Annotated in this window: 22 protein-coding genes and 2 pseudogenes; 15 read left to right on the top strand and 9 right to left on the bottom strand. The window is 72.1% G+C overall.

The window, feature by feature from the left end; genetic code table 11:
* Both ACIG0D_RS31935 and ACIG0D_RS31930 read left to right on the top strand, forming a co-directional pair.
* Positions 1-180 (top strand): annotated as a pseudogene (locus ACIG0D_RS31935) (ABC transporter); the annotation flags it as partial.
* Positions 177-965, top strand: a complete 789-nt coding sequence (locus ACIG0D_RS31930; RefSeq protein ID WP_399807934.1) for an ABC transporter permease — start codon at positions 177-179, stop codon at positions 963-965. The pseudogene ACIG0D_RS31935 and the gene ACIG0D_RS31930, both read left to right, overlap by 4 nt.
* Here the strand turns inward: ACIG0D_RS31930 and ACIG0D_RS31925 are convergent.
* Positions 946-1,377, bottom strand: a complete 432-nt coding sequence (locus ACIG0D_RS31925) for a nitroreductase/quinone reductase family protein (RefSeq protein WP_399807931.1) — start codon at positions 1,375-1,377, stop codon at positions 946-948. The genes ACIG0D_RS31930 and ACIG0D_RS31925 overlap by 20 nt on opposite strands.
* A 113-nt stretch (positions 1,378-1,490) precedes the next feature.
* Positions 1,491-2,429, bottom strand: a complete 939-nt coding sequence (locus tag ACIG0D_RS31920) for an SDR family NAD(P)-dependent oxidoreductase (RefSeq protein WP_399807928.1) — start codon at positions 2,427-2,429, stop codon at positions 1,491-1,493.
* A gap of 369 nt (positions 2,430-2,798) precedes the next feature.
* On the opposite strand from ACIG0D_RS31920, the gene ACIG0D_RS31915 reads away from it, so the two are divergent.
* Together ACIG0D_RS31915 and ACIG0D_RS31910 are read left to right on the top strand one after the other, a co-directional pair.
* Positions 2,799-3,425 (top strand): hypothetical protein, encoded by a 627-nt coding sequence (locus ACIG0D_RS31915; protein ID WP_399807926.1) that lies wholly within the window; start codon positions 2,799-2,801, stop codon positions 3,423-3,425.
* 14 nt (positions 3,426-3,439) lie between these two features.
* Positions 3,440-4,150, top strand: coding sequence for a hypothetical protein (locus ACIG0D_RS31910; protein WP_399807923.1), 711 nt, complete (start codon positions 3,440-3,442; stop codon positions 4,148-4,150).
* 93 nt (positions 4,151-4,243) lie between these two features.
* Here ACIG0D_RS31910 and ACIG0D_RS31905 read toward each other — a convergent pair whose 3' ends face one another.
* Positions 4,244-4,876 (bottom strand): glyoxalase, encoded by a 633-nt coding sequence (locus tag ACIG0D_RS31905; RefSeq protein WP_399807919.1) that lies wholly within the window; start codon positions 4,874-4,876, stop codon positions 4,244-4,246.
* A gap of 251 nt (positions 4,877-5,127) precedes the next feature.
* On the bottom strand, positions 5,128-6,033 hold the full coding sequence (locus tag ACIG0D_RS31900; protein ID WP_399807916.1) for an NAD-dependent protein deacetylase: 906 nt from the start codon (positions 6,031-6,033) through the stop codon (positions 5,128-5,130).
* A gap of 148 nt (positions 6,034-6,181) precedes the next feature.
* On the opposite strand from ACIG0D_RS31900, the gene ACIG0D_RS31895 reads away from it, so the two are divergent.
* Positions 6,182-6,958 carry an SAM-dependent methyltransferase gene (locus tag ACIG0D_RS31895; protein WP_399807913.1) on the top strand — a complete coding sequence of 259 codons (777 nt, stop codon included), beginning with the start codon at positions 6,182-6,184 and terminating at the stop codon, positions 6,956-6,958.
* A gap of 344 nt (positions 6,959-7,302) precedes the next feature.
* Here the strand turns inward: ACIG0D_RS31895 and ACIG0D_RS31890 are convergent, their stop codons facing one another.
* Positions 7,303-7,923, bottom strand: a complete 621-nt coding sequence (locus tag ACIG0D_RS31890) for a response regulator (protein ID WP_399807946.1) — start codon at positions 7,921-7,923, stop codon at positions 7,303-7,305.
* Between the two features lie 286 nt (positions 7,924-8,209).
* Between ACIG0D_RS31890 and ACIG0D_RS31885 the strand changes: the two genes are divergently transcribed.
* The 3 genes from ACIG0D_RS31885 to ACIG0D_RS31875 all read left to right on the top strand — a co-directional run bounded on the left by ACIG0D_RS31885 (position 8,210) and on the right by ACIG0D_RS31875 (position 11,781).
* A complete protein-coding gene (locus tag ACIG0D_RS31885) occupies positions 8,210-9,148 on the top strand; it encodes an ABC transporter ATP-binding protein (protein ID WP_399807910.1) in 939 nt (312 codons plus the stop codon).
* Positions 9,145-9,960 carry an ABC transporter permease gene (locus tag ACIG0D_RS31880; RefSeq protein WP_399807907.1) on the top strand — a complete coding sequence of 272 codons (816 nt, stop codon included), beginning with the start codon at positions 9,145-9,147 and terminating at the stop codon, positions 9,958-9,960. Before ACIG0D_RS31885 ends, ACIG0D_RS31880 begins: the two co-directional genes overlap by 4 nt.
* Positions 9,961-10,044: 84 nt before the next feature.
* Positions 10,045-11,781, top strand: a complete 1,737-nt coding sequence (locus ACIG0D_RS31875; RefSeq protein ID WP_399807904.1) for a sensor histidine kinase — start codon at positions 10,045-10,047, stop codon at positions 11,779-11,781.
* 13 nt (positions 11,782-11,794) lie between these two features.
* Here ACIG0D_RS31875 and ACIG0D_RS31870 read toward each other — a convergent pair whose 3' ends face one another.
* From ACIG0D_RS31870 to ACIG0D_RS31860, 3 genes and pseudogenes are all read right to left on the bottom strand, one after another.
* Positions 11,795-12,220, bottom strand: coding sequence for a DUF6463 family protein (locus ACIG0D_RS31870; RefSeq protein WP_399807901.1), 426 nt, complete (start codon positions 12,218-12,220; stop codon positions 11,795-11,797).
* Between the two features lie 57 nt (positions 12,221-12,277).
* Positions 12,278-13,017 (bottom strand): annotated as a pseudogene (locus ACIG0D_RS31865) (SDR family NAD(P)-dependent oxidoreductase).
* 107 nt (positions 13,018-13,124) lie between these two features.
* On the bottom strand, positions 13,125-14,144 hold the full coding sequence (locus ACIG0D_RS31860) for a LacI family DNA-binding transcriptional regulator (protein WP_399807898.1): 1,020 nt from the start codon (positions 14,142-14,144) through the stop codon (positions 13,125-13,127).
* A 316-nt stretch (positions 14,145-14,460) separates the two neighbouring features.
* Here ACIG0D_RS31860 and ACIG0D_RS31855 point away from each other — a divergent pair, with 316 nt between their 5' ends.
* The 5 genes from ACIG0D_RS31855 (at position 14,461) to ACIG0D_RS31835 (ending at position 22,304) form a co-directional block, all read left to right on the top strand.
* Positions 14,461-15,774, top strand: coding sequence for an ABC transporter substrate-binding protein (locus tag ACIG0D_RS31855; RefSeq protein ID WP_399807895.1), 1,314 nt, complete (start codon positions 14,461-14,463; stop codon positions 15,772-15,774).
* 196 nt (positions 15,775-15,970) lie between these two features.
* A complete protein-coding gene (locus tag ACIG0D_RS31850; RefSeq protein ID WP_399807892.1) occupies positions 15,971-16,969 on the top strand; it encodes a carbohydrate ABC transporter permease in 999 nt (332 codons plus the stop codon).
* A gap of 12 nt (positions 16,970-16,981) precedes the next feature.
* Positions 16,982-17,905 carry a carbohydrate ABC transporter permease gene (locus ACIG0D_RS31845; protein WP_399807890.1) on the top strand — a complete coding sequence of 308 codons (924 nt, stop codon included), beginning with the start codon at positions 16,982-16,984 and terminating at the stop codon, positions 17,903-17,905.
* Between the two features lie 51 nt (positions 17,906-17,956).
* The gene (locus tag ACIG0D_RS31840) at positions 17,957-19,399 is read left to right on the top strand and encodes a GH1 family beta-glucosidase (protein ID WP_399807887.1); all 1,443 of its coding nucleotides are present in this window, start codon (positions 17,957-17,959) and stop codon (positions 19,397-19,399) included.
* Between the two features lie 154 nt (positions 19,400-19,553).
* Entirely contained in the window at positions 19,554-22,304 is a 2,751-nt protein-coding gene (locus tag ACIG0D_RS31835) for a SpoIIE family protein phosphatase (RefSeq protein ID WP_399807884.1), read from the top strand.
* A gap of 43 nt (positions 22,305-22,347) precedes the next feature.
* On the opposite strand, the gene proP is transcribed toward ACIG0D_RS31835, so the two are convergent.
* Entirely contained in the window at positions 22,348-23,844 is a 1,497-nt protein-coding gene (gene proP / locus ACIG0D_RS31830) for a glycine betaine/L-proline transporter ProP (RefSeq protein WP_399807881.1), read from the bottom strand.
* Positions 23,845-24,010: 166 nt separating this feature from the next.
* Here proP and ACIG0D_RS31825 point away from each other — a divergent pair, with 166 nt between their 5' ends.
* Both ACIG0D_RS31825 and ACIG0D_RS31820 read left to right on the top strand, forming a co-directional pair.
* Positions 24,011-25,765, top strand: a complete 1,755-nt coding sequence (locus tag ACIG0D_RS31825) for an NlpC/P60 family protein (RefSeq protein ID WP_399807878.1) — start codon at positions 24,011-24,013, stop codon at positions 25,763-25,765.
* Positions 25,766-25,910: 145 nt separating this feature from the next.
* On the top strand, positions 25,911-26,747 hold the full coding sequence (locus tag ACIG0D_RS31820; RefSeq protein WP_399807875.1) for an FAD binding domain-containing protein: 837 nt from the start codon (positions 25,911-25,913) through the stop codon (positions 26,745-26,747).
* Positions 26,748-26,749 lie beyond the last annotated feature (2 nt).

Raw genomic sequence — 26,749 nt, 5'->3', positions numbered from 1 at the left:
CTCCACATCCCCAGCAACAACAGCCAGCGCGAACTCCGCTCGATCGTGGACTGGTTGGACGCGGTCGGTGTCGAGGCCGACGAACTCACCACACATACCCCCGACCTGGACGACGTCTTCTTCGCCCTCACCGGCGGCGGCACCGACGTCCCCAACCAGGCCAAGGAGAGCGCCCGATGAGTACCCTGTCCCTCGCCGCCCGCGACAGCGTCACCATGCTGCGCCGCAACCTCCTGCACGCCCGCCGCTACCCGTCGATGACGCTGAACCTGCTGCTCACGCCGGTCATGCTCCTGCTGCTCTTCGTCTACCTCTTCGGCGAGGCGATGAGCGCCGGCCTCGGCGCCGGCGCCGACCGCTCCGACTACATCGCCTACCTGGTGCCGGGCGTGCTGCTGATGACGGTCGGCTCGACCACCATCGGCACCGCGGTCTCCGTCTCCAACGACATGACCGAGGGCATCATCGCCCGCTTCCGCACCATGGCCATCCACCGCGGCTCGGTCATCATCGGGCATGTCGTCGGCAGCGTGCTGCAAGCGGTGATGAGCGTGGTCTTCGTCGGCTCGGTCGGCGTCGCCATCGGCTTCCGTTCCACCGACGCCACGGTCCTGGAATGGCTCGCGGCCTTCGGTCTCCTCGTCCTGTTCGCGACCGCGCTCACCTGGATCGCCGTAGGGATGGGCCTGGTCAGCCCGAACGCGGAGGCGGCCGGCAACAACGCCATGCCGCTGATCCTGCTGCCGCTGCTGTCCAGCGCCTTCGTACCGGTCGACGCGATGCCGGGCTGGTTCCAGCCGGTCGCCGAGTACCAGCCCTTCACCCCGGCCATCGAGACCCTGCGCGGCCTGCTGCTGGGCACCGGGATCGGCCACAACGGATGGCTCGCCGCCGCCTGGTGCCTGGGCCTCGCCGTCCTCGGCTACGTCTGGTCCACCGCCAGGTTCAACGGCGACCCGAAGTAGCCGCCGACGACGCGTCGGCCGAGCCGGGGAGCGGGGTCAGGACGAACACGCGGACGTTCCGCCCGCTGCGTACCGCGTAGTCGTCGAACACCGGCATCGCGGCGAGGATGCGGTCCCGGGCCGCTCGAAGCTCCTCAGGCGTGAGCAGACGGGCCCGCACCCGGAGGGTCTGTCCACGCCAGGTGAGAGCGGCGTACGGGTCGCGCAGCAGATGGTGCGACCAGGCAGGGTGCCGTGGCAGGCCGAAGTTGGTCGCCATCACCAGGAAGGAACCCGAGGGGTCCCGGGCGACGAGAAGCGGGGTGTGGCAGGGGGTGCCGTCGCGGCGGGTGGTGTGCAGGACGGCGATCGGGCGCAGCAGCCGGCTCGGCATCCAGCGGCCACGGCTCCACCGGAAGACCTTAAGGTCCACGCGGGGCAGGATGCGAGGCCCCCAGCGCCGCAGGAGCCGGCTGTTGCCCACGGCACGCAACAGACGCCGCTGAAGGCGGTCGGTGAGAGGCGCGTCGTCTGGGGGTGAAGTCATCAGAAGGCACCTTCCCACGGTGGCCGCACGGGATGTGACGGGAAGGGGTGTCCGGTCAGCTGTTGCGACTGCCGCCAGAGCCGCTCGACGGCGTGGACGTCCCGGGCGCGCCGCGCCGCCCGCACCCGCACCGGCGTGCCGGACCACTCCCAGCGCCCGCCGGGGCCGAGGAACTCGCCGTTGGCGACCTGGGGATCGGTGGCGGCCCGCACCAACGGCCACGCCGCCTCGGCGGGGGAGTGCCACCGTGCCTGCAGCCGGCGCAGCAGTCGTGCCTCCAGGTGACGCCCGTCCGCGTCCAGGGCGCTGGAGCCCAGGGTGGTGTCGACCAGGCCCGGGTGCGCGGCGATCGCCCGCAGGGGAAGGCCCCCGTCGCTCGCCCAGGCCGCGAGTCCGTAGGTGAACAGCAGGTTCGCCAGCTTCGAGTCGAAGTAGGCCGTCCAGCGGTGGTAGCGCCGTGCCGGCGGCCGAGCGCGGTGGGAGGGGCGGCGGCCGAGCCAGTGCAGTACGGAGGTGACGTTGACGACGCGGGGCTCGGAAGCGTTCAGCAGGGCGGGCAGCAGGTGACCGGTCAGAGCGAAATGACCCAGGTGGTTGACGGCGAAGTGCATCTCGTGGCCGTCCACGCTGAGGGTGAACGGCAGCGCGGCCACCCCCGCGTTGTTGACCAGCATGTCCACCCGCCCTCCGGCGAGGGCGGTGATGTGCTCGGCCGCCTCACGCACCTGGTCCAGCCGGGCGAGGTCACAACCGGCACCCACCACCCGGGCGGACGGCACCCGAGCACGGAGCGCGCCCTCCGCCGCGCGTCCCTCCGCGGGCGAGGAGCAGGCGAGGATCACGTACGCGCCCCCGCGCGCCAGGTGTTCCGCCGTCGCGGCGCCGATACCGCGCGACGCGCCGGTGATCACCGCGGTACGCCCCGACAGATCGGGCACGTCGGCGAGCGTCCACGCGTCCCGCACCCGGCCCCAGCGCCGCCAGGGCCCGGGCGGCCGAGAATCGGCGCGACCACCGCTGCCCGTCACCGGGCTTCAGTCCCCTGATCACCCATCACGTCGACTCAACGTCCGGACCCCCGCAGGAGTAGCGGTCCCTGCCCTGTGCGAAGCCCTATACGAACGGCAGGTGACGAGCCCGGCCACCGCGTCGGCTCTCGCCGGCCTTGACGGGGCGGGGCGCGCGGGGAGGGCGCACGGGCGCATTCACGGGACGCGGTGGCGAACACGCATGGTGCTCATGGCACCCCGGTGCCACGATGACGGGGCCCCGTCGCGCCGGTCCGCGAGGGGCTCTCGGGGGTGTCCGTGGAACTGCTGTTTTTCGGCTTCGTCGCCTTCTGCATCTGGGCGTTCATCACCGACGTACAGAACAAGAAGCGGGAGAAGGAGGCGGCCGAGGCGGAAGCCGCCCGCGTCGCACGGCTCGGCGATCCCGCCCAGGTCGGCACCGAACTCGCGCGGACGACGCGGCAGGGAGACCCGGGGAGGATGCACGAGGTCGTCGGGCATCTGCCCGCCTGGCCGGTGCGGGACCCGTTGCTCCACACGGCCCAGTGGCTGGCCGCTCTGACCGACGGCGCCGGTGTCGCGGAGGCGGCGGGCGTGCACCGGGACATCACCGACCGCGTGCGGGCCACCGTCGAGGCGGCCATCACGGAACTCAGCGCGATGGCGGTCAAACAGGTCTCGCTCCTACGGCTCTTCGGACCCGACTGGAAGACGCTGGACGCGTCGATCCGGAAGCGACTCGAAGCACAGACCGGACTACTCAACCTGATCTGCAACGCGGCGGCCTCCTTGCACCGCAGTCTCGGCGACGCGGTGCTGGAGCAGCGCACGGACGGCAGCGGCGTGAGAGCGGTGGAACAGGACCTGCACGCGCTGGCCGACGCGATCCGTCAGATCTCCCGGAGCGAAGACGAGCGGTACTGAAGGGGCGAGGCGAGATGACCGAGGAGAAACGCGACCTACCGGCACGGGTGGACGACGTGCTGGGAGTCGTCGAGCGTCTGGCGCGTTTCCTTCAGACGGCGAGCCGTGGCGATTCGCACATCGCGTCGCAGGCGGGTGAGGTGATCGCCGAACTGGACGACATCGAGCGCGAGTTGAGGGGACGCCTCCTCGAGGCCACCTTCGAGCGCAACCGCCTCGACAGGCGGATCACCCGAGCGTCGGCGTCCGAGCGCGAGCTGCGGCGTCTCGTGGCGCCGCACGCGAGAACGGGCGGCGACCTGGCCGACCTGCCACCCGGGGTCCGGGACGCCCTGCGCAAAGCCCACCGTCTGCGCACGGACATCGCGGTCTGGAAGGACGAGCTGGAGGAAGCGGAAGAAGCCATAAGAGTATGCCGGGCCTTCGAGGCCCTGCTGAGCGAATCGCGCGCGGACCTGCGACGCGTCCTGGACTCCCTCGAACGACGTTTCCGCGCCGCCGAGACCAAGCACGCCCTGGCCCGCCTCGCCGACCGGCTCCGCGTCATGGACGGGCAGGTCCGCGGTGCCCTGAGCGAGCAGGTGGACGACGCCGCGGCGGGGGCCGAGGCCGAGCACGAGGTGGCGGTGAACCACGAGGAGCTGAGAATCCGGGAGCTGTACCGGCTCGGTGAGGACGCGGCGATGGAGGAGGATCTTCGGCGGCTCCGCGAGGACCCGCCGTAATCCCGTCCCCCGACGCGGTGCGCGGAAGGAGACACCGCCGAAAGGGGACACCCCTGAAGAGGCGGCATTACTCAGCTGAAGGGGCGACGCCGCTCAGCCCGCAGCGGTCACCGGGGAACTGGTCTCCCACCGGAACCCGTCCGGGTCCCTGAACGGTGCGGTGGCGCCGGTGAGCACGATGCGGTGCGATCCGGTGCCCTCGGCGGGGACGCCCGCGACCTTGGCCAGGCCCCGCCGCTTGTACAGGGACAGCTTGACGGTGCCGGGCCCGGTGGCGAACTCGACGTACTTGCCGCCGAAGCTCTTGCCCACGGTGAGCCCCTGCTCGACGTAGAACCGTTTGCCGGCCTTCACGTCCTCGACGCCGAGCAGGAGCACGACCTCGTCGATGTCCCGGGTGACCGGGCCGGTGTCCTTCTTCGTGGACGTCGCGATCTGCCAGATCGTGCCGTCCGGGGCCTGGACGACACCGCCGTAGCCCCACAGCGACTTCGCGGCGGGCTTGAGGACGGTCGCACCGGCGTCCCGCGCGGCGGCGACCAGCGCGTCGACGCTGCCCGGCTGGGACACCACGAGCGACAGGGTGAAACCGCGGAACCCGCTCGTGGGGGCGTCGGAGGCGCGCAGGCGCACCAGCGAGGAGTCCAGTCCGAAGGCGGTGGAGTAGAAGCGCGCGGCGGCCTCGGTGTCGGCCACTTCCAGGATGACGGAGTCGATGGAGTTCATGTCTTCGACGGTAGGCGCGGCCGGGCCGCCGGTGCTTCTCGAAAACTGACCGCTTCCGCGGGACACCCGCCTCCCGCGCCGGACGGGGCGGGGCTCGGTCGAGGCTCAGCCGAGGTCCGGCCGGGACTCAGCCGAGGTCCGGTCGGGACTCAGCCGAGGTCCGGTCGGGACTCAGCCGAGGTCCGGTCGGGGCTCAGCCATGGGCCCAGCCCTCCGCCAGGGCTCAGCCAGGTCCAGCTCTCCGCCAGGGCTCAGCCGGTCGCTTCCGCGGCGTCGTCGACGGGGACGCCCAGCCGGTCGGCCACGGCGGTGAGGGCTCTCCCCAGCGGGAGCGCGACCCGGGTGAGAGCGTGCCGGTCACCGCGTGTCGGGTCCCGGTTGACGATCAGCACCGGCTTCCCGTCCTCGGCCGCCTGACGGACGAACCGCAGCCCGGACATCACCGTCAGCGATGACCCGAGGACCAGCAGCGAGGACGCCTCACGGACCAGCTCGCGGCAGTGCTCGACCCGCTGCGGCGGCACGGCTTCGCCGAAGAAGACCACGTCCGGCTTGAGGACGCCGCCGCAGACCGAGCAGCCCACCACGCGGAAGCCCACGACCTGCTCGTCGGTGAGATCGGCGTCACCGTCCGGATTGATCCCGGCGGCCACCGGCGAGAAGCCGGGATTCGCCTCCTCCAGCCGCCGCGCGAGTTCCCGGCGCGGACTGAACGCGCCGCAGGAAAGGCAGACGACCCGGGCCAGGCTTCCGTGCAGCTCCACGACCCCCTCGCTGCCGGCGGCCTGGTGCAGGCCGTCGACGTTCTGGGTGATCACACCCGAGAGCAGACCGTGCCGCCCGAACGCGGCCACGGCCCGGTGCCCGGCGTTGGGGCGGGCCCGGCCGAACGTACGCCAGCCGAGGTGGCTGCGCGCCCAGTACCGGCGCCTGGCCCGGGCGTCGGCGGTGAAGTCCTGGTACGTCATCGGCGTGTGCCGGCTGAGGCTCCCGCCCTCGCCCCGGTAGTCGGGGATGCCCGACTCCGTGGAGATCCCCGCCCCGGTGAGCACCAGCACCCCGCCGGCGCCGAGCGCGTCGGCGACCGGCTCCGGATCCGTGGTGCCCGGCGGAAGGTCCTCAGGAGGCGTCCAGTTCAGTGTGGGGCGCATGCGCATGCCGCCAGGGTACGGAACGAGCCCGGATCGCCAGGGTACGGAACGAGCCGGGATCGCCGGGGTACGGAACGAGCCCGGATCACGGGCTTCCCGCAGCCGGCCGAAAAGAGGTTGTTCCGGCCCTGGTGATCGGCTTGGGTGCGTACTCGTGACCGACCTGAGCGATCTCATACGCCCGGACCGCTATCCGCGCTCCTCCCGCTACGACCCCGCCTGGCTCCTCGACCTCGACATGGGGCCGAACCCGTTGTGGCTGCTGGAAGACCTCGCACGGGACCTCGACCTGACCCCGGGAATGCGAATTCTCGACCTCGGCTCCGGCAAGGGCGCCACGTCGGTGTTCCTGGCCCGTGAGTACGGCGCCGAGGTGGTGGCGGCCGACCTGTGGATCGCTCCCGAGGACGCGGCGGCCGTCTTCGCGGAGGCGGGCGTAGGCGACCGGGTGCGGGCGGTTCGAGCCGAGGCGCACGCCTTGCCGTTCGAGGAGGAGAGCTTCGACGCCATCGTCAGCGTGGACGCGTTCGAGTACTTCGGTACGGCGGACGGCTACCTGCCCTACCTCGTGCGGTTCCTCCGCCCCGGCGGGCAGCTGGGCATGGCGACCCCCGCCCTGACACGGGAGGTCCGGGAGCTGGGGGCCATTCCGCCGCACATCAAGAAGGCCGTCGGCTGGGAGGCGATCGCCTGGCACACGGCGCAGTGGTGGCGCTTCCAGTGGGCGATCACCGAACTGGTGGAGGTGACCTCCGCGCGGTTGCAGCAGGACGCGTGGCGGGACTGGCTGCTGTGGGCGCGGGCCGGGGCGGAGCACCACCCCGACGGCCGGAACAGGAACCAGCCCGTCATCGACATGCTCACCGCGGACGGCGGGGAATTCCTCTCCTTCGCTCTGGTCACCGCACGGAAGAACCGAGCGGCCGTCTGAGACGGTCGCGCTCCCCGCGCTCCCCGCGCGCCCCCGCACTCCTCCCGTCCGCACCCCGCACCCCCTCGACACACCCGTGGACGGTGTGCCGATCCGTGCCGGGCACGCGATAAGGCTGGGCTCTGTCCGGGGCGCTCCGGTGTTCACTCAGCAGGTGATGGCCGAGGTGACGCGGCTGTACTCCCTGGCCTTGGCCGTGCCCCGCGTCGCACGCGAGGACGACGTGGCGGGGCGGTGTACCCGTGCCGGCCGGCGGCACCCTGGTCATCTCGCCCTACCTCACCCACCGGCTTTCCGAGTTCTGGCCCGACCCGCTGCGCTTCGATCCCGGCAAGCGCCCCCGCTCAGCCGCCGGCCGGCGGAATCAGGCCGGCCTCGTGGGCGGCGATGGCCGCCTCCACCCGGTTGCGCGCGCCCAACTTCGTGAGCACCGCGCTGACATGGGCCTTCACGGTGCCCTCGACCAGGTGCAGACGGCTCGCGATCTCCGCGTTGGACAAACCGGCGCCGAGTCCGGCCAGTACGTCGCGTTCCCGTTCCGTCAACCGGTCCAGCGATCGATGAGGGTGCGCCGACCGGTGTGCGCGCATCCCGGCGATGACCCGGCCGGCGACCCGCGGTGACAGATAGGCCCCGCCGGCGCCGACGGCCCGTACGCCGTTGAGGAGTTCCCTGGGATCGTCGGCCTTCAGCAGAAAACCGTCGGCGCCTTCCTCGAGCGCTCGGGTGATGTACTCGTCCTGACCGAAGGTGGTCAGCATGATCACACCGACCGGTGCCGGCTCCTGGTTCAACCGCGCCACCGCCGCCAGCCCGTCGAGACCCGGCATCTGAATGTCCAGCAGGACCACGTCCGGCCGGTGCCGGCGGGTGAGCGCGATGGCCTCGTGCCCGTCGCCCGCCTCGGCGACCACCTCGACGCCGGGATCGCGGGCGAGGATGGCGCGTACCCCGGCCCGCACCATCGCCTCGTCGTCGGCCACCAGGACCCGGACGGGCCGACCGCTCGGTGTCTTCTCTTCCACGCGACGAGCCTACGGGTCGGCTCCCGCCGTACGGGCAGGTGAGCCCCGCAGATCCCTCCAGGGGCGGGGAAGTACCCCCGACGAAGGGCAGAACGCCTCTGCCTTTCGACCGATGGGCGCCGGACGCGCCGACTCCTAGCGTCGCTGTCGTACGAGAGACGCGGCGGGCCGCCGCATCCCGTACCCCTGTGCTCCGCGTCCCGCACGCCTACAGCGAAGGAACAGTGTGATCCGCCTCCGAGGACTGACGAAGCGTTACGGCGACACCCTCGCCGTGGACGACCTGACCCTGGACATCCAGGCCGGCCGCGTGACGGGCTTCCTCGGCCCGAACGGGGCCGGGAAGTCCACCACGATGCGCATGATCCTGGGCCTCGACCACCCCACGCGCGGGCGGGCCCTGATCGCCGGCCGACCCTACGCGGACCTGCGCCGGCCACTGCGGGCGGTCGGCGCGATGCTGGACGCCCGGGCCGTCCACCCGGCCCGCTCCGGCCGCGCGCACCTGGTCGCCCAGGCCCGCGCCAATGGCATCCCGGTACGCCGGGTGGACGAGGTGCTGGAGATGGTGGGCCTGACCAAGGCGGCCCGCCGGCCGGCCGGGACGTACTCGCTGGGCATGAGCGGGCGCCTCGGAGTGGCGGGCGCCCTGCTCGGCGACCCGCCCGTGCTGATCCTGGACGAGCCCGTGAACGGCCTCGACCCGGACGGCGTGCGGTGGATCCGCCGGCTGGTGCGCCAACAGGCGGCGGAGGGGCGCACCGTGTTCCTCTCCAGCCACCTGATGAGCGAGATGCAACTGACAGCCGACCACCTCGTCGTCATCGGCCGGGGCCGGCTGCTGAGCGACACCTCCATGACGGAGTTCCTGGCCGCCGCCTCGCCCGCGTCGGCGCGCGCCACGGTGCCCGACCCCGAGGAGCGCGCGGCGCTGGTCCGTGGCCTGATGGCCGTAGACGGCGTCAGCGTCGAGACGTCGGCGGACGGCGAACTCACCGTCCATGGCCGCACCGCCGCCCAGGTGGGCGACCTCGCCCACCACTGCGGCGTACGGCTGCACAGCCTGAGCGACGTCCGGGTGTCGCTGGAGCAGGCGTACATGGATCTGACCGCGCGGAGCGTCGAGTACGCCACGGGCGGCACCGCGGAAGGAGACCGGCAGTGACCACGACGACGGGCGGCGACACGCCGACCCCACGGCGGACCGCGCCCCGCACTCCGGGACGCCCCACCCCTGACGGCTTCGCCGGGGCGGTCGCCGCCGAGTGGACCAAACTGTGGTCGGTGCGGGCCGCCGGCCTCTGTCTCCTGGCGGGCCTCGCAATCACCGGCGTGTTCACCTTCTACTACGCCTCGATCGCCCGCATCAACGGCCATCCGGTCCAGCCGGTCGGGAACGCGGCGGCCTCCTCCGTCGTCGTCTCCCAGTTCGCCGTCGTCGTCCTGGCCACCGTCGCGGTGACCTCCGAGTACGCGACGGGGAGCGTACGGGCGTCGCTGCTGTGGGTGCCGCGGCGGCACCGGGTGCAGGCGGCGAAGGCGCTCGTGGCGGCCGGGGTCGCGTTCATCGGCGGTGCCCTGTACGCCGTGGTGGGCAGCGCCGTGGCGTGGAGGGCGTTCGGCGGACGGGCCTCGTTCGAGGCGGTCACGTTCCTCGGTCAGATCCTCGCCGCCGGGCTCTACCAGGCGCTCGTCGCCGTGCTGACCGTCGGCGTGGCCTTCGCCATGCGGCACGCGGCCGGCGCGCTGACGGTCCTCGCCCTGCTGCTGTGGGGGCTGCCGAGCGTGCTCGTGGGGCTCGGCGACGACACCCTCGCGGCCGTCGACGACCGTCTGCCGCACGGGGCGGGAGACCACCTCATGCGCGTCGGCGCCGACGCCCCGTACACGGTGGTGACGGCGGTCCTGATCGTGACCGCGTGGGCCGCGGCGGCCCACTTGGCCGGCCTGTACGTGCTGCGCCGCCGGGACGCCTGATCCCGCCACAGCACGACCGGGCGGGTCGCGGAGAATCGACCCGAGATCACGTGTCGACACCCACCCGAAGGACGCTGACCCACCATGCGGCACCCACGCATCCCCCCAGTCAGGCACGTGCTCGCCGACGTGGCCCTGTGGGCCGTGCTCGCCGCCGCCACCGCGTACGGGTTCCGGGACGCGGGCGCCACCTCGCCGGTCGTGGACCTGCTGTTCCCGCTGGCCGTCCTGGCGGTGGCCGTGCCGCTGTCCCGCCGCCGGCCGGGGGTCGCGGTGTTCCTCGTCAACGGCCTGTGTGCCCTCGGCCTGGCCGACTCCACGACCCCCGGCAACGCCCAGGTGGTGTCGCTGGCCGTGCTGAGCTGTCTGCTGGGCGCCCGCGTCGCCGTGGTCCGGAGGCCGCTGCTGGTGCTCGCCGCGTGCCTGGCGACGGATGTCGCCGTCTGCGCCGTGCTGCGGGTGCAGCCCGTGTGGTGGTTCTACGCCCTGACCGTGCTGCCCACCGCACTGCTGCTGCCGTGGCTGGCGGGGAGGTACTGGCGCGGCCGGCGTGAACTCGTCCGGGAGGGATGGCGGTTGGCCCGCATCCTGGAGGAGCGGCAGCACCTCGTCGCGGAGCGGGCCCGGCTGGCCGAACGCGCGGACATCGCGGCCGACATGCACGACTCTCTGGGCCATGCCCTGAGCCTGGTCGCCCTGCGCGCCGGCGCCCTGGAACTCTCCCCGGACCTCACCGACCGCGACCGCGCGGACCTCGCCGAGCTGCGCGGGACGATCGCGGACGCGGTCGAGCAGCTACGGCAGACCGTCGCCGTCCTGCACGAACCGCGGGACACGGCCACGGAGACCGGCCCGGGCCTGCCCGTGCAGGACACCGTCGAGGGCCTTCTGGCGCGGGCGGTCGCCTCCGGCGTACCCGTGAGCTGGGAGCGGCACGGAGCGGCGCCCGCGCTGTCACCGCTGGTCGAACGCGGGATATACCGCGTCGTGCAGGAGGCCCTGACCAACGCCGTGAAGCACGCCCCGGGCGGCGCGGTCCGCGTGAGGATCGCCCACGCGGCCGACCGCACCCGCGTGACCGTCGTCAACGCGGCCCCGCCGCCCGGCAGTTCCACCGACCGCCCTGGCCGGACGGACGACGACGGGGCCCCGACCGCCGGCCGCCGGGGACTGACAGGCCTCCGAGAGCGGGTGACCATACTCGGCGGCACCCTGCGAACCGGCCCGCACCAGGGCGGCTTCCGTGTCGTGGCCGTCCTCCCGCACCAGTCCGGGGGCCGCCGCCCCACGACACGAACAGCACCACTCTCCAGCGGTGACGCGGCCACGAATACGCCTCCGGACGCGGACACGACTACTGCCACGGCCACGGACACGACTACTGCCACGGACACGACTACTGCCACGGCCACGGCCGCAGATCTCAACACACCCCCGAGATCCGCCCAACGCCTCGCCGAAGTACGGCGCGCCGCGCGCCGCCGCGCGATCGTCGCCCTCGCCGCACCGGTCGCCGCGGCAGCGTTCTTCCTGCCGGCCGCCGTCTATCTGGCCTGGCATCTGACGACCGGCGTGCTGCCGCCGTCCCGGTTCGACCAGGTGGAGACGGGCCGGTCCCGCGCCCAGCTCGCCCCACTGCTCCCGGCCCGCCCCTTCCCGTACCCGCCGGACCACGCCCGCTCCGCACCCCGACCGCCCGGTGCGCACTGCGAGTTCTACCGCTCCGGCCGCGATCTGTTCGACCAGGTCGACCTCTACCGGCTCTGCTGGTCCGGCGACACGCTCGTGGCCAAGGACACCGTGCCGGCCGACCCACGCTGATCGGGCGTGTACGTCAGCCCCGACCTGCTGCGGAACGGTCCCGCCGTGAGACCCGCACCGCGAGCAGACCGATCACGATCAGCGACCAGCCGCCGGACACCGGCTCCATCAGCGACACCGGTGCCCCCAGCGCCAGCAGAATCCACCCGAGCTCGGCGGGCAAGGTCCCGGTGGTGACCACGGACCTCCGGGCGAGGAGAGCGAAACCGACGAGCGCGATGCCGCCGACCATGAACCAGAGGGCCATCATGCGGCCCTCGTCGTCGTTGCCGACGGTGTTCCACACCCCTTCGGAGACGATGCCGGTCCAGTGGGGACAGGCGGCGGTGACGCCGACGAGTATGTGCGCCACGGCGGCGGCGCCCAGGAGCCGGGGTATCCAGAGACGCAGCCCGTGAGCACGGGACTTCGGGGCCTGCTCCGGTGCGGCGGTGTTCATCGACTCATGGTCCTCTCGAACGCGGATCCGGTCGGCAAGGTGACCGGCGGAAACGGCCTAGCCGAGCAGATGACCCCCGCCGTCGACGAGCAGCACCTCACCCGTGACGTACGAGGCGTTGGCCAGGTCGGACAGGGCCTGGGCGATGTCCTCGGGGCGGCCGACGCGGCGCAGCGGTTCGGCTTCTGCGACATGGGCCTTGGCCTCGTCGGCGCCGTCGACACCGTCGAACCACGGAGTGTCGATCATGCCGGGCGCGACGGCGTTGACGCGGACGTCGGGGCCCAGGGCCCTGGCGAGGAGCCGGGTCATGTGGTTGACCGCGGCCTTGGAGACGGCGTAGGGGATCGAGCTGCCGCCCGGCCGGACACCCGCCTGGGACGAGACGTTCACCACGCAGCCGCCGCTCGCCTTGAGGTGGGGCGCCGCCGCGGTGATGGTCTGCCAGACGCCCAGGACGTTGACGTCGAAGATGGCACGCCAGACGTCGGGCGAGGCCGCGGCCAGGTCGTCGTGGGGGATGAACCGGGTGATGCCGGCGCTGTTCACCAGGATGTCCAGACGCCCGTACGCGTCGACGGCGCCCTCGACGAGCCGCGCCGCCTCGCCCTCCTCCGCTACGTTCGCCTGGAGGTAGACGGCGTCCGGCAGTTCGGCGGCGAGGGCCTTGCCCGCCGCCACGGAGTGCCCGCGGAGTTGACGACGACCCGGACTCCGTCGGCGGCCAGACGGCGTGCGACGGCCGCGCCGATGCCCGAGGACGACCCGGTGACCAGTGCCACCCGCTGTTCGGTCATGCTGAGATTCCTCCCTGGTCGGCCTGTCGCGCCCAGGAGGGATCATGGCATGGCCGTCGATCATGACGACGTATCACCCGGTAGCCGACGGCTGAACACCCTGCTGACTAGGACGACTCCCGCACCACCAGCTCCGTCGGCAGTGTCAGCCTCCGCGGCGACGCGACGTCCTCCTCGGTGATCTCGTCGAGCAGCATCCGGGCCATCGCACGCCCCAGTTCCTCCACGGGCTGGCGCACGGTGGTCAGCGGCGGATGGGTGTGGCGGGCGAGGACGGAGTCCTCGAAGCCGACGACGGCGACATCACCCGGCACCTGCCGTCCCTGCCGCCGCAGTTCGGCCAGGGCGCTCACCGCCATCAGGTCGGACGCGGCGAAGACGGCGTCCAGATCCGGCGCACGTTCAAGAAGCGAACGCATCGCCCGGCGTCCGCCCTCCTCCGTGAAGTCACCCACCTCCACCAGGGATTCGTCGGCCGCCACCCCGGCCTCGCGGTGGGCGTCGCGCCAGCCGGCCAGCCGGCTGCGGCTCACGTCCATGTCGAGCGGCCCGGTGATCGTGGCGATGCGGCTCCGGCCCCGCTCCAGCAGGTGCCGTACGGCGGCTGCCGCGCCTCCCGCGTTGTCGGAGGTGACATGGCTCAGCCGCTCCGTCTCGTCGCGGCGGCCGGCGAGCACGGTGGGCAGGCCCATCTCCTCCAGCATGCCCGGAAGTTGGTCGTCGGCGTGGACCGAGACCAGCAGCACCCCGTCGACCCGGCGGGTCGCCACCGACGCGGTGAGCTGGTCCCGCTCGGCCTGGTCGCGGACGAGCATCAGCTGGAGCTGCGTCCGGGTCTCGGACAGCGCCCCGCTCACACCGCGGATCAGGGCGGCGAAGAAGGGCTCCGAGCCGAGCCGGCTCTCGGACTCCGGGATGACCAGAGCCACCGCGTTGGTGCGGTTGGTGACCAGTCCGCGGGCGACGGAGTTGGGGACGTAGTTCAGTTCCTTGATCGCCGCCAGGACCCTGGCGCGCGCGTCCGCGCTGACGAGTTCCGAGCCGTTGATGACGCGGGAGACCGTCGTGCGCCCCACCCCGGCGCGGGCGGCGACTGTCTTGATCGTGGGACGGCGGTTCCCTGTCATGTGCTCCTCCCGGCGGCAACCGCGCCGGCCTCGGCCGCGGACGTGACCAGCGGCAATTGTGGCAGACCCCGCGGCGGGCCCCGCACCGTCCCGCGATCACCAGGCGGGCACCGGACGACCGCCGTACCCCGCTCCCGTGAGACGAATTGTTTTCAAGTTATTGACAGGGCGGATCCCTGCCACGAGTCTTCAGACGTCCAGTGGGCACGTTCCCACCCGTCGATGGGAACGTGCCCACCAAGAAATCGTCACTTCTCGTAGTCGACAGGCCACCCGTCGCTCCGGTGCGTCAGCGCCGTCGCTTGGAGGAACACACATGGCAACTGTTCACAGGTCAGCGCGTGCGAGAGCGGTCACCGTCCTCGCCGCCGCCGGCGCGCTCTCGCTCCTCGTCGGCTGCGGCGGCAGTGACGACTCGGTGACGGGCGGCGGCAAGAAGGACGGCAAGGTCGTCATCACCATGGGCATGTACGGGGTGATGGGCTTCGAGGAGACGGGCCTCCTGGAGCAGTACGAGAAGGAGAACCCGGACGTCGACATCAAGGCCGAGATAGCCGGTGACGAGCAGACGTACTACACCGCGCTGCAGACCAGGCTCGCCGCCGGCAAGGGCCTGAAGGACATCCAGGGCATCGAGATCGGCCGCGCCAAGGAGATCGTCGACACCCAGGCCGACAAGTTCGCCGACTTCTCCGACGTGGCGGGCACCGACCACTTCCTGCCGTGGAAGCAGTCCCAGATCACCACCGAGGACGGCAAGGTGCTGGGCCTGGGCACCGACATCGGCCCGATGGCCGTCTGCTACCGCAAGGACTACTTCGAGCAGGCCGGCCTGCCCACCGACCGCGACGAGGTCGCCAAGCTGTGGGAGGGCGACTGGAAGAAGTACGTCGAGGTCGGCCGCACCTTCAAGAAGGACTTCGAGGGCGGCGACGTGGCGTACATGGACGCGGCCAGCGGCCTGTTCAACGCCATGGTGTACGGCTATCCGGAGCAGTACTACAACGCCGAGGGCGAGCTGATCTACGACAAGAACCCGGCCGTCAAGGAGGCCTGGAACCTCGCCGCCGACGCCGCCGAGGCGGGTCTGACCGCCAAGCTCCGCCAGTTCCAGCCGGGTTGGGACCCCGGCCTGGCCAACGGCACCTTCGCCACGGCTGTCTGCCCCGCCTGGATGCTCGGCCACATCGGGGAGAAGGCCGGCGAGGCCAACAAGGGCAAGTGGGATGTCGCCAAGGCCCCCAAGGGCGCCAACTGGGGCGGCTCCTTCCTCGGTGTCGTGGAGCAGAGCCCGGTGAAGGAGGAGGCCAAGAAGCTCGTCGCCTGGCTGACCGCACCGGAACAGCAGGCCCACATCTTCCGTGAGCAGGGCAGCGTCCCCTCCTCGCAGAAGGCGCTGGAGAGCCCCGAGGTCAAGAACGTCACCTCGGAGTACTTCGACAACGCGCCGATCGGCGAGATCTTCGGAGCCGCCGCCCAGGAGATCCCCGACAAGCAGGTCCTCGGCCGCAAGGACGGCACGATCAAGGACATCTTCTCTCAGGGCCTGACCCTGATCGAGCAGCAGGGCACAGCGCGCGACGAGGCGTGGCAGACCACGGCGGAGCGCATCGAGAAGGCGGTCGGCTGACCCGTCGCCCCTCCGGCGGCACGAGGCCGGCGGCACTCCTCCGGCCCTCAACTCCCCGCCGGCGCAGGGCCACCGTCACCCCTCCGTCCAGCCGCCCCTCAGCTCTCCAGCCCTCATCCGGGCTTCCGGGCCCGCCCCTCCACCGGCGGGCCCGGCCCCCTCCGCCTCACCCACCCGTTCTCAGGAAGGAAACCCGGTGGCCACCTCCACCACCAAGGCCCGGCTCGGCGAGGGCCGCGGCGGGCCGCCCGCCAAGCGGGGCGGCGACGGCGCCGGCCGGCGCCGCGGCGCGCTGCTGCACCGGCTCGACGTGAAGGGCGCCCCGTACGCCTTCGTCGCGCCGTTCTTCGTCGTGTTCGCCGCGTTCAGCTTCTACCCCCTCGTCTACACCTCGTGGATCTCCCTGCACCGGGTGGAACTCGCCACCCTGGACGTCATGGAGTGGGTGGCGTTCGACAACTACGTCGAGCTGTGGAACGACTCCCGCTTCTGGAACGCGCTGGGCAACACCATCACCATCGGCGTCATCTCCACGGTGCCGCAGCTGCTGATGGCGCTCGGTCTGGCCCACCTGCTCAACTACCGGATGCGCGGCTCGCTGTTCTTCCGCGTCGCCTCGCTCGTGCCGTACGCCACCTCGGTCGGCGCCGCCGCCCTCGTGTTCACCATGCTCTTCGAGCGCGACTTCGGGATGATCAACTGGGCGCTCGGGACGGTCGGCCTGGACCCGGTGGACTGGGAGGCCGACAAGTGGCCCGCCCAGCTCGCCATCTCCACCATCGTCATCTGGCGCTGGACCGGCTACAACGCGCTGCTCTACCTCGCCGCCATGCAGGCCATCCCCGCCGACCGCTACGAGGCCGCGGCCATCGACGGAGCCTCCCGCTGGAAGCAGTTCACCCACGTCACCGTGCCGGGCATCCGCTCCACCATCGTCTTCACCATCGTGCTCTCCACCATCGGCGCGACCCAGCTCTTCGGCGAGCCGCTGATCTTCGGCCAGGGGCCCAACGGCGTGGCGGGCGGCGCGGACAACCAGTACCAGACGCTGGGTCTGCTGCTGTACGAGGAGGGCTGGAAGAACTACCAGATGGGCCGCTCGGCGACCGTCGCCTGGGCGATGTTCCTGCTGCTCGTCCTCGTCTTCGTGGTGCAGCGCGTGATCAAGCGCCTGCGCGTCGCCCGTACGTCCTGACCTGGAGCTCCCATGACCACAGAAAGCCTGCCGGTCGGGACGGACGCCCCGGTCCGGACCGCCGAGCGCGAGACCGCCGCCCGGGGCGGTCGCCGGCTGCTGCGCCAGGGCGCCGGCCGCCAGCACCACGCGGGCCCGCTCGCCTACGTCCTGCTCGCGATCACGGCCATCCTGTCGATCTTCCCGCTGTACTGGACCATGGTGGCGGCCTCGACGGACAACACCCGGGTCAGCCAGACCCCGCCCCCGTTCCTGCCCGGCCCCAACCTGTTCAGCAACCTCGCCCGCGCCTGGGACGAGGCGGCGATGGGCAAGGCCATGATCAACAGCACGATCGTGGCTGGGGTCATCGCCCTGTCCACGGTGTTCTTCGCGACCCTCGCCGGATTCGCCTTCGCCAAGCTGCGGTTCAAGGGCCGCAACATCCTGCTCATGCTGGTGATCGGCACGATGATGGTGCCGCCCCAGCTGGGCGTCGTACCGCTGTTCATGATGATGTCGGAGCTGGGCTGGTCCCAGCAGCTGCCCGCCGTCATCTTCCCGACCCTGGTCAGCGCGGTCGGAGTGTTCTTCATGCGGCAGTACCTGTCGGAGGCGCTGCCGGACGAGCTGGTCGAGGCAGGCCGCGTGGACGGCGCGCACTCGCTGCGGATCTTCTGGAGCATCGTGCTGCCCGTCGCCCGCCCCGCGATGGCCGTCCTGTTCATGATCACGTTCGTGCACGCCTGGAACGACTTCTTCTGGCCGTTCGTGGTGCTGGACATGACCAACCCGACCGTCCCCGTCGCCCTCACCCAGCTCAGCGCCGGCTACATCCGCGACCAGTCACTGATCATGGCGGGCGCGCTCCTCGGCACCCTGCCGCTGCTGGCGATGTTCATCGTGTTCGGCCGGCAGATCGTCAGCGGCATCATGGCCGGCGCCGTGAAGGGCTGACCGGCCCGCCCGCCCCGCTCCCACCGACCGACCTCCTCCGAAAGGACCTCCGTGGTCACCGCAGCACAGCAGCAGACCGCGTCCGCCCCGGACGCCTCCCGCACCTTCCCGAAGGGCTTCCTGTGGGGCACCGCGACCGCCTCCTACCAGATCGAGGGAGCCGCCCGCGAGGACGGCCGCACCCCGTCCATCTGGGACACCTACGCCCGCACCCCGGGCCGCGTCCGCAACGGCGACACCGGCGACATCGCCACCGACCACTACCACCGCTGGCGTGAGGACGTCGCCCTCATGGCCGACCTCGGTATCGGCGCGTACCGCTTCTCCCTCGCCTGGCCCCGGATCCAGCCCACCGGCCGGGGCCCCGCCGTGCAGAAGGGCCTCGACTTCTACCGGCGCCTCGTCGACGAGCTGCTGGAGAAGGGCATCCGGCCGGTCGCCACGCTCTACCACTGGGACCTGCCGCAGGACCTGGAGGACGCCGGGGGCTGGCCGGAGCGCGTCACCGCCGAGCGGTTCGCCGAGTACGCCGCCCTGGCCGCCGACGCCCTCGGCGACCGCGTGCGGACCTGGACCACCCTCAACGAGCCGTGGTGCAGCGCCTTCCTCGGCTACGGCTCCGGCGTCCACGCCCCCGGCCGCACCGACCCGGTCGCCGCGCTGCGCGCCGCCCACCACCTCAACCTCGCCCACGGTCTGGCCGTACAGGCACTGCGCGACCGCGTCCGCGCCGACGCCCAGTGCTCGGTCACCCTCAACATCCACCACGTGCGCCCCCGCACCGACACCGAGGCCGACAACGAGGCGGCCCGCCGGATCGACGCCCTGGCCAACCGCGTCTTCACCGGGCCGATGCTGCGCGGCGCCTACCCCGACGACCTGCTCAAGGACACCGCCGGCCTCACCGACTGGTCCTTCGTCCGCGACGGCGACCTGGAGGCCGCTCACCAGCCGCTGGACTTCCTCGGCGTCAACTACTACACGCCCACCCTCGTCTCCCAGGCCGACGGCCACGGCAGCCACACCTCCGACGGGCACGGCAGGAGCGCCCACAGCCCGTGGCCGGGCGCCGACGACGTCGCCTTCCACCAGCCGCCGGGGGAGACCACCGCCATGGGCTGGGCGATCGACCCGACCGGTCTGTACGACCTGCTGCGGCGTCTGACGTCCGACTTCCCGCGGCTGCCGCTGATCATCACCGAGAACGGCGCGGCGTTCCACGACTACGCCGACCCCGAGGGGAACGTCAACGACCCGGAGCGGATCGCCTACGTCCGCGACCACCTGGCCGCCGTGCACGAGGCCATCCGGGACGGCGCCGACGTGCGCGGCTACTTCCTCTGGTCCCTGCTGGACAACTTCGAGTGGGCCCACGGCTACGGCAAGCGCTTCGGCGCCGTCTACGTGGACTACCCGACCGGCACCCGCATCCCCAAGGCCAGCGCCCGCTGGTACGCCCAGGTGGCCCGCACCGGCGTCCTCCCCGGCGCCTGACCCCGCCCCGCCCCGGTGCGGCACCGGGCACCGCCCTGCCCTCCCGCTCGGTGCCGCACCAGCCCGATGGCTGCCACAGCAGTCGCCCGCAAAGCGGGCACAGTGCTAGAAATGGGGCATGATCGGTCCTTCTCGCCGGTCCCGGACGAGAGCGATGCCGTTCGGCGAAGGGCGCTCCGCCGGCTCGTCCCGCCGCCCGGGGGCGCCGCATTCCCCCGGACGCCGCCTGTCGCCGTCCCTGAGCGTCCGAACCCTCGCCGCGCAGGTCTTCCTGCTTCAGGTCCTCGTCATGCTGGTGCTCGTCGCCGCGGCGGTCGCGGCCCTGGTGGTACAGGGCCGGTACGAGGCCGAGCAGGGCGCAGAGAACCGCTCCCTGGCCGCCGCCGAGGCGTTCGCACACGCCCCCGGCACCGCCGCCGCCCTCCAGTCACCCGACCCGACGGCACGGCTCCAGCCCGGGGCGGAAGCGGCCAGGCGAGGCTCCGGCGTCGACTTCATCACCGTCCTCGACCGGCAGGGAGTGCGGCTCACCGACCCGCGCCCCGAGCTGATCGGCACCCGGGCGGAAGGCGTCGAGCGCGCCGCACGGGGCGAGACCTTCACCGAGACGTTCCGCGGCGACCCCACGGACGCCGTCCGCGCGGTCGTACCCGTGCGCGACGGCGACGGCCGGGTCGTCGGCATGGTCAGCGCCGGTATCCAGTTCGACACCCTCGGGCAGGTGCTGAACCAGCAGGTCCCGATGATGCTCGCCGCCGCGGTGGGCGCCCTCGCGCTCGCCACCGTCGGCACCGCCCTGGTCAGCCGGCGGCTGCGCCGGCAGACACACGGCCTCGGCCCGGCCGAGATGACCCGGATGTTCGAGCACCACGACGCCGTGCTGCACGCCGTGCGCGAGGGCGTCCTGATCGTCGGCGGCGACGGACGCCTGCTGCTCGCCAACGACGAGGCACGCCGGCTGCTGGACCTGCCGGAGGACGCCGACCCGCGGCCGGTCACGGACCTCGGACTCAGCCCCGCCCTGACCCGGCTGCTCCTGTCGCACGAGCCCGTCTCCGACGAGGTGCTCCCGGCCGGTGAGCGGCTGCTCGCCGTCAACACCCGGCTCATCGAGCCCTACGGCGGCGCGCCGGGCCTCGTGGCCACCTTCCGCGACACCACCGAGCTGCGGGCCCTGTCCGGCCAGGCCGAGGTGGCCCGCGGACGGCTGACCCTCCTCTACGAGGCGGGCGTACGCATCGGCACCACGCTGGACATCCGGCGCACCGCGGAGGAACTCGCCGACGTGGCCGTCCCCCGCATGGCCGACTTCGTCACCGTCGAACTCCTCGACTCCGTCCTGCGCGGCGAGGAGCCCACCGGCGCCGTACGGCGGATGCGGCGCACCGCGCTCGGGGAGTCCCAGGCCGGGCATCCGCTCCAGCCGGTCGGCGACCTGATCCAGTTCGTGGTGGCCGACACACCCATGGTGGCTGCGCTGGAGCGTGGCAAGGCCGTACGGGTGGCGGACCTGAACAGCGCCCACGACTGGCGGGCCCACGACCCGGAGGGCGCCCGCCAGGCACTGGAGTACGGCATCCACTCGCTGATCACCGTCCCCCTGCGGGCCCGGGGCGTCGTCCTCGGCATGGTCAACTTCTGGCGCGGCGCCGGCTCACCGCCGTTCGAGGAGGAGGACGTCGCGGTCGCCGAGGAACTGGTGGCCCGCGCCGCCGTCGCCATCGACAACGCCCGCCGCTACGCCCGCGAGCACGCCCTGGCCGTCACCCTCCAGCGCAGCCTCCTGCCCCGGGACGTCCCGGACCAGGACGCGCTGGAGATCGCCTGGCGCTATCTGCCCGCCCAGGCCGGTGTGGGCGGCGACTGGTTCGACGTCATCCCGCTGCCCGGATTCCGGGTGGCGCTGGTCGTCGGCGACATCGTGGGACACGGGCTGCACGCCGCGGTGACCATGGGCCGGCTGCGGACCGCGGTGCTGAACTTCTCCTCGCTGGACCTCGCCCCGGACGAACTGCTCAGCCACCTCGACGAGATGGTGACCCTCCTGGACGCGCGGACCTCGTCGAACAGCCACACCGACGGCGCCCCGGTCACCGGCGCCACCTGCCTGTACGCCATCTACGACCCGGTCGCCGGACGCTGCACCCTCTCCCGCGCCGGACACGTCGCACCGGCCGTCGTCGACCCCCACGGCCGAGTCACCTTCCCCGACCTCCCCCTGTCACCGCCCCTGGGAGTCGGGGGGCACCCCTTCGAGGCCGGCGAACTGGACCTGCCCGAGGGCAGCCGGCTCGTGCTGTTCACCGACGGACTGATCGAGGACCGCGGACGCGACATCGACGAGGGCCTGCGCATGCTCCGCTCGGCCGTCGCCGGCCCGGACCGGACACCGGAGGAGACCTGCCGCACCGTCATGGACACCATGCTCCCCGGACACCCCAGCGACGACGTGGCACTCCTGGTCGCCCGCACCCGGCTGCTCGACCCGTCCCGGGTGGCCGCCTGGGACGTGCCGTTCGACGTGACGGCCGTATCCCGGGTCCGCACGGAGGTGAGCCGCCGGCTCGACGACTGGGGCCTGGAGGAGTCCTCCTTCACCACCGAACTCGTCCTCAGCGAACTCCTCACCAACGCCATCCGCTACGGCGCTCCGCCCGTCCGCGTCAGGATGCTGCTGGGCCACACCCTCGTCGTGGAGGTCTCGGACGGCAGCAACACCTCCCCCCGCCTGCGCCGCGCCGCCACCACGGACGAGGGTGGCCGCGGCCTGTTCCTCGTCTCCCAGTTCGCGGACCGCTGGGGCACCCGGTACGCGGCGAAGGGCAAGGTCATCTGGGCCGAACAGACCCTGGGCCGCACCACCGAACCGGACCCGACCGCGTTGATGGACGAGCTGGCCTGGTGACCGGCAGACGGCCGGGGCCTCAGAACCCGGGAGTGCCGGGGCCTCAGAACCTGGGAGTGGGCGACTGCGCCTCGACGAGGCGCGCGGCCTCCGCCTCCGTCTCGACGCACGGCGGGGAACCGGCCAGCGGCTGGTTCGCGGTTTCCTTCATGCACAGGACCGCGATGACACCGACGACCGCGGCGGCCATGGCGTAGTAGGCCGGCATGAGGTTCGTACCGAAGGCGCTGATCAGCGCGGTGATCACCAGGGGAGTGGTGCCGCCGAACAGCGACGTGGAGAGGTTGTAGGCGACCGAGAGGGAGCCGTAGCGGACCTGGGTCGGGAAGATCGCCGGAAGCGCCGACGACATCGTGCCGAGCATCGTCACCAGGGACAGCCCCAGCAGGAGCAGGCCCAGGGCGATGAGGACGACGCTGCCCTGCCGGATGAGGAGGAAGGACGGCACGGAGAGGAAGAGGAAGCCGAGCATCCCCGTCATCAGCAGCGGCTTGCGCCCGAAGCGGTCCGAGAGCCGTCCCACGAGGTTCATGAGGCACATCTGAAGGACCATCACGACGAGCAGGATCAGCAGACCGTGGTTGGTGCCGTAACCGAGTTCCTCGGACAGGTACGTCGGCATGTACGACAGCAGCATGTAGTCCGTGACGTTGTACGCGGCGACCAGCGCGACACACAGCAGCAGTGGCCGCCAGTAGCGCGTGAAGATCTTGCGGAGGTCGCCGGTCGCCGAGGTCTCCACGGCGTCCGCCGCCTCGCTCGCCCTGACCTGGCCGCCCTCCAGCTTCTGGAACGCGGGCGTCTCGTCCAGCCGCAGCCGCAGGTAGAGGCCGATGAAGCCGAGCGGCGCCGCGACCAGGAAGGGGACGCGCCAGCCCCAGTCCAGCATCTGCTCCTCGGTGAGGAGACTGGTCAGCAGGACGACGAGGCCGGACGCGCCGACGTACCCGGCGAGCGTGCCGAACTCCAGGAAGCTGCCGAAGAAACCGCGCCGCTTGTCGGGCGCGTACTCCGCGATGAACGTCGAGGCACCCCCGTACTCACCACCGGTGGAGAACCCCTGCACCATCCGGAAGAAGATCAGCAGAGCCGGCGCCCACAGTCCGATGCTGGCGTGGGGCGGGATGAGGCCGATGGCGAACGTGCCCACCGCCATCATGATCATGGTGATCGAGAGGATCTGCTTGCGGCCGATCTTGTCACCGAGCGGCCCGAACACCATCCCGCCCAGCGGACGCACCAGGAAGGCGACCGCGAAGGTCGCGAAGGAGCTGAGCAGCTGCGCGGTGTCGCTGCCGGAGGGGAAGAAGACCTTGCCGATCGTCACCGCGAGATAGCTGTAGATCCCGAAGTCGTACCACTCCATGGCGTTGCCGAGAGCGGCGGCCTTCGTGGCCCGTTTCACAGCCGCCTCGTCGGTGACGGTGATGTCGCTGCGGCGCAGTTTGGGGTTGCGCCGTTTCTCGATCGCGCGGAACAGCACCCGATGGCGCCTGACCGCGGCGGGCTTCACCGACTCGTCGTTGTCGGTCGCCGCCATGACTGTGATCCTTTCGCCGGTGAACTACCGGCTGGTCTTCTGCGCACTTCTCGCGTCCTCAAACGGATCTTCTCGTGCCGCGTCCAGCCGGTCGCTGAGCGTGACGCTCCCGAGGGCCGCTTCCGCTCCGTCCCCCGGCGTGCGGGTGTTGAGTGATCATGTACGCATGGTCAACACCACACGGCGGCACATGCTCGCCGCCTTCGCGGCCTCCGCCGCCTCCCTCCCGCTCGCCGCTCTGACCGCGTCCGAGGCCCGGGCCGCCGCGTCCGTCGCCGCGGTCGATCCGCTCACCGGCCCGTCCGCACTCGGCCAGGCCGGATCGGCGGTGACCCTGGCACCGCTGGACGCCTCCTACTTCACCGCGGTCACCCTGGGCGGCCCGCTCACCGCGACCGTGCTGCCCGGAACTCCGGCGCGCACCGAGATAACCTCCGGCGGCCGGCGCGTCGCCCTGCTGACCCACGGCGCCCGGACCGTCCTCCTGCCCGGCCCGCGGCGCACGTTCGCCGAGAACAAGCGCCCCTTCGCCGACGACTTCCAGCGCACCCTGCCGGACCTGTCGCTGCCGGAGGAGCAGCGCCAGTACTGGGGTTCTTCCCCCGGTGGCGGCGGCTGGTCCACGCTCGGTCCGTCGCCCACCGACTACTCGGTCAGCCCCGGCGCCGGCGTCATCGCCCTGACCACCGACTACGCCAGCCGGCACGCCACCCTCCGGGACGACGCCATCACCGACGTGGACGTGCGCTGCGTGGGCCGGTTCGACAAGGTGCCGACCGGGCAGGCCTGTTCGTTCGCGCTGTCCTTCGGCTACCAGGACACGCGCAACAACTACCGGGCCCGGCTGTCCTTCCTGACCACCGGCGCCGTCGAACTGCGCGCGGAGAAGGAGGTCGCCGACACCGTCACCCAGCTCGCCACTCCGGTGACGGTGGCGACCGGTGTCGCGGCGGGCACCGACTTCACGATCCGGGTGCGCCGGGAGGGCGGCCGGATCCGCGCGAAGGCCTGGCGTACGGCGTCGGCCGAGCCGTCCGGGTGGGCCGTCGACACCAGCGACACCACCTTCGGCGAGGGACGGGTGGGCCTGCGCGCCCTCGCCAACGACGGCTGCACCAACCTCCCCGTGAAGCTGTCCGTCAGCCGCTTCGAGGTCTCCGCCGCCACGTGGGCCGTACCGCCGAGCGTCACGCACGACGACTGGGTGCGGGTGCTGCCCGAGCCCTTCGACGGCACATGGACGGACGCGCTGGAGCGCACCGTCCGCGCCTGGGCGGGCTCCCCGGCCCCGGACGTCCTGGCGTACGCCGCCATGTTCCTCGGCGGAGCACCCGCCGTCACCGCGGGCACGGGCCCGGCCCAGGGCCGGCAGGTCCTCGGCGAGGCCGGTTACGGCTACCCGGACCCCCAGGGCTACCGGTACGAGGGCGCCGACTTCCACGAGTACATGAACACCGGCTGGACCTTCCCCGACGGCACCTACACCGGGCCGTCGAGCAAGCAGACCGGCAACCTGGACTGCTCCGGCTACACCCGCATGGTGTACGGCTACCACATGGGCGTACCGCTCGCCGCGGGCGAGGACACCTCCGGCCGGCGGCTCCCGCGCAAGTCCCGGCACATCGCCGACCACGCGCCCGGAGTACTCGTCGACCGGACGGACGGCATCCGGCCGCCCGCCGCGGCCCAGCTCCAGCCCGGCGACCTCGTGCTGTTCAACGCCGACTCGGGCGACGACAACCCCACGGCCACCGTCGACCACGTCGGCATCTACCTGGGCCGGGACGCGGCGGGCAAGCGGCGCTTCCTGTCCAGCCGCAAGACGGTGAACGGCCCGACGATGGGCGACCTCGGCGGCCCCTCACTGCTCGACGGCACGGGCACCTACGCGAGGACGCTGCACACCGTACGCCGTATCTGAGGCGGCGTCAGTGCACCCAGGCGGCCCGCCACTCACCCGATCGGCCGTGTTGCCCGCCCCGGGCAGCGGGGAGCCTGAGTGTGGGCCCGCCCGTGGTGGCGGGCGGGACGAGCGACCACTCCTGTCCGACAGGCGGGTAGGACACATGGACCTGACAGCCGTACGCGACATCGTCGACGGGCGCAGCGCCGAGCCGTGGCGGCCGGGTGACGCGTGGCTCGCGGGCGGCACCGTGCTGTTCGGGGAGCCGCAGCCCGAGCTGAGGCGGTTGCGGGACCTCGCCACCTGGGGCTGGCGGCCCCTGACGGTGACGGAGGCCGGCGTCGAGGTGGCGGCCACCTGCACCGTCGCCGAGCTGCTGGCGTTCGCCGAGACACCGGACGCACCGTGGCCGAGCGGGCGCCGGCTCATCGACGGGTGCTGCCGGGCCTTCTCCTCGTCGTTCAAGGTGTGGAACACCGCGACGGTGGGCGGAAACCTGTGCGCCGCCCTGCCCGCCGGTCCCATGGTGTCGATGGCCGTGGCGCTGCGCGGGGACTGCCGGGTGCGGGGTCTGGACGGGCGGGAACGGTCCGTGCCCGCGGCGGAGTTCGTGACCGGGGCCGGGAGCACGGTGCTGCGTCCGGGAGAGCTGTTGCGCTCGGTTCGGCTGCCCGCCGCCGCACTGGCGGAGCGCGGCACGGTACGCAGGGTGAGTACGCGTCCGTGGGGGAGGTCGGCCGCCCTGGTGACCGGGACGTACGATCCGGCGGCCGAACGGCTGACCTTCGCGGTCACCGCCGCCACGACCCGGCCGGTCATCGTGTCCCTCGGCGCTTCCCCCGGCCGAGGGCCCTCCGCTGCCGGGCTGCGACGTGCCCTGGACGACGCTCTCACACCCGACCTCGTCTTCGAGGACGCGCACGGCCGGGCGGACTGGCGCCGGCATCTCGCCGGGCACCTGGCGGAAGAGGTGCGGCAAGAGCTGACAGGGGAGCGATAGCC

Origin of the sequence: Streptomyces sp. NPDC052773, from assembly GCF_044547145.1 — a bacterium.
In the GTDB taxonomy this organism is placed as follows: domain Bacteria; phylum Actinomycetota; class Actinomycetes; order Streptomycetales; family Streptomycetaceae; genus Streptomyces.
Note: the sequence above shows the minus strand (reverse complement) of the source record. Positions and strands in the feature narration are given on the sequence as shown.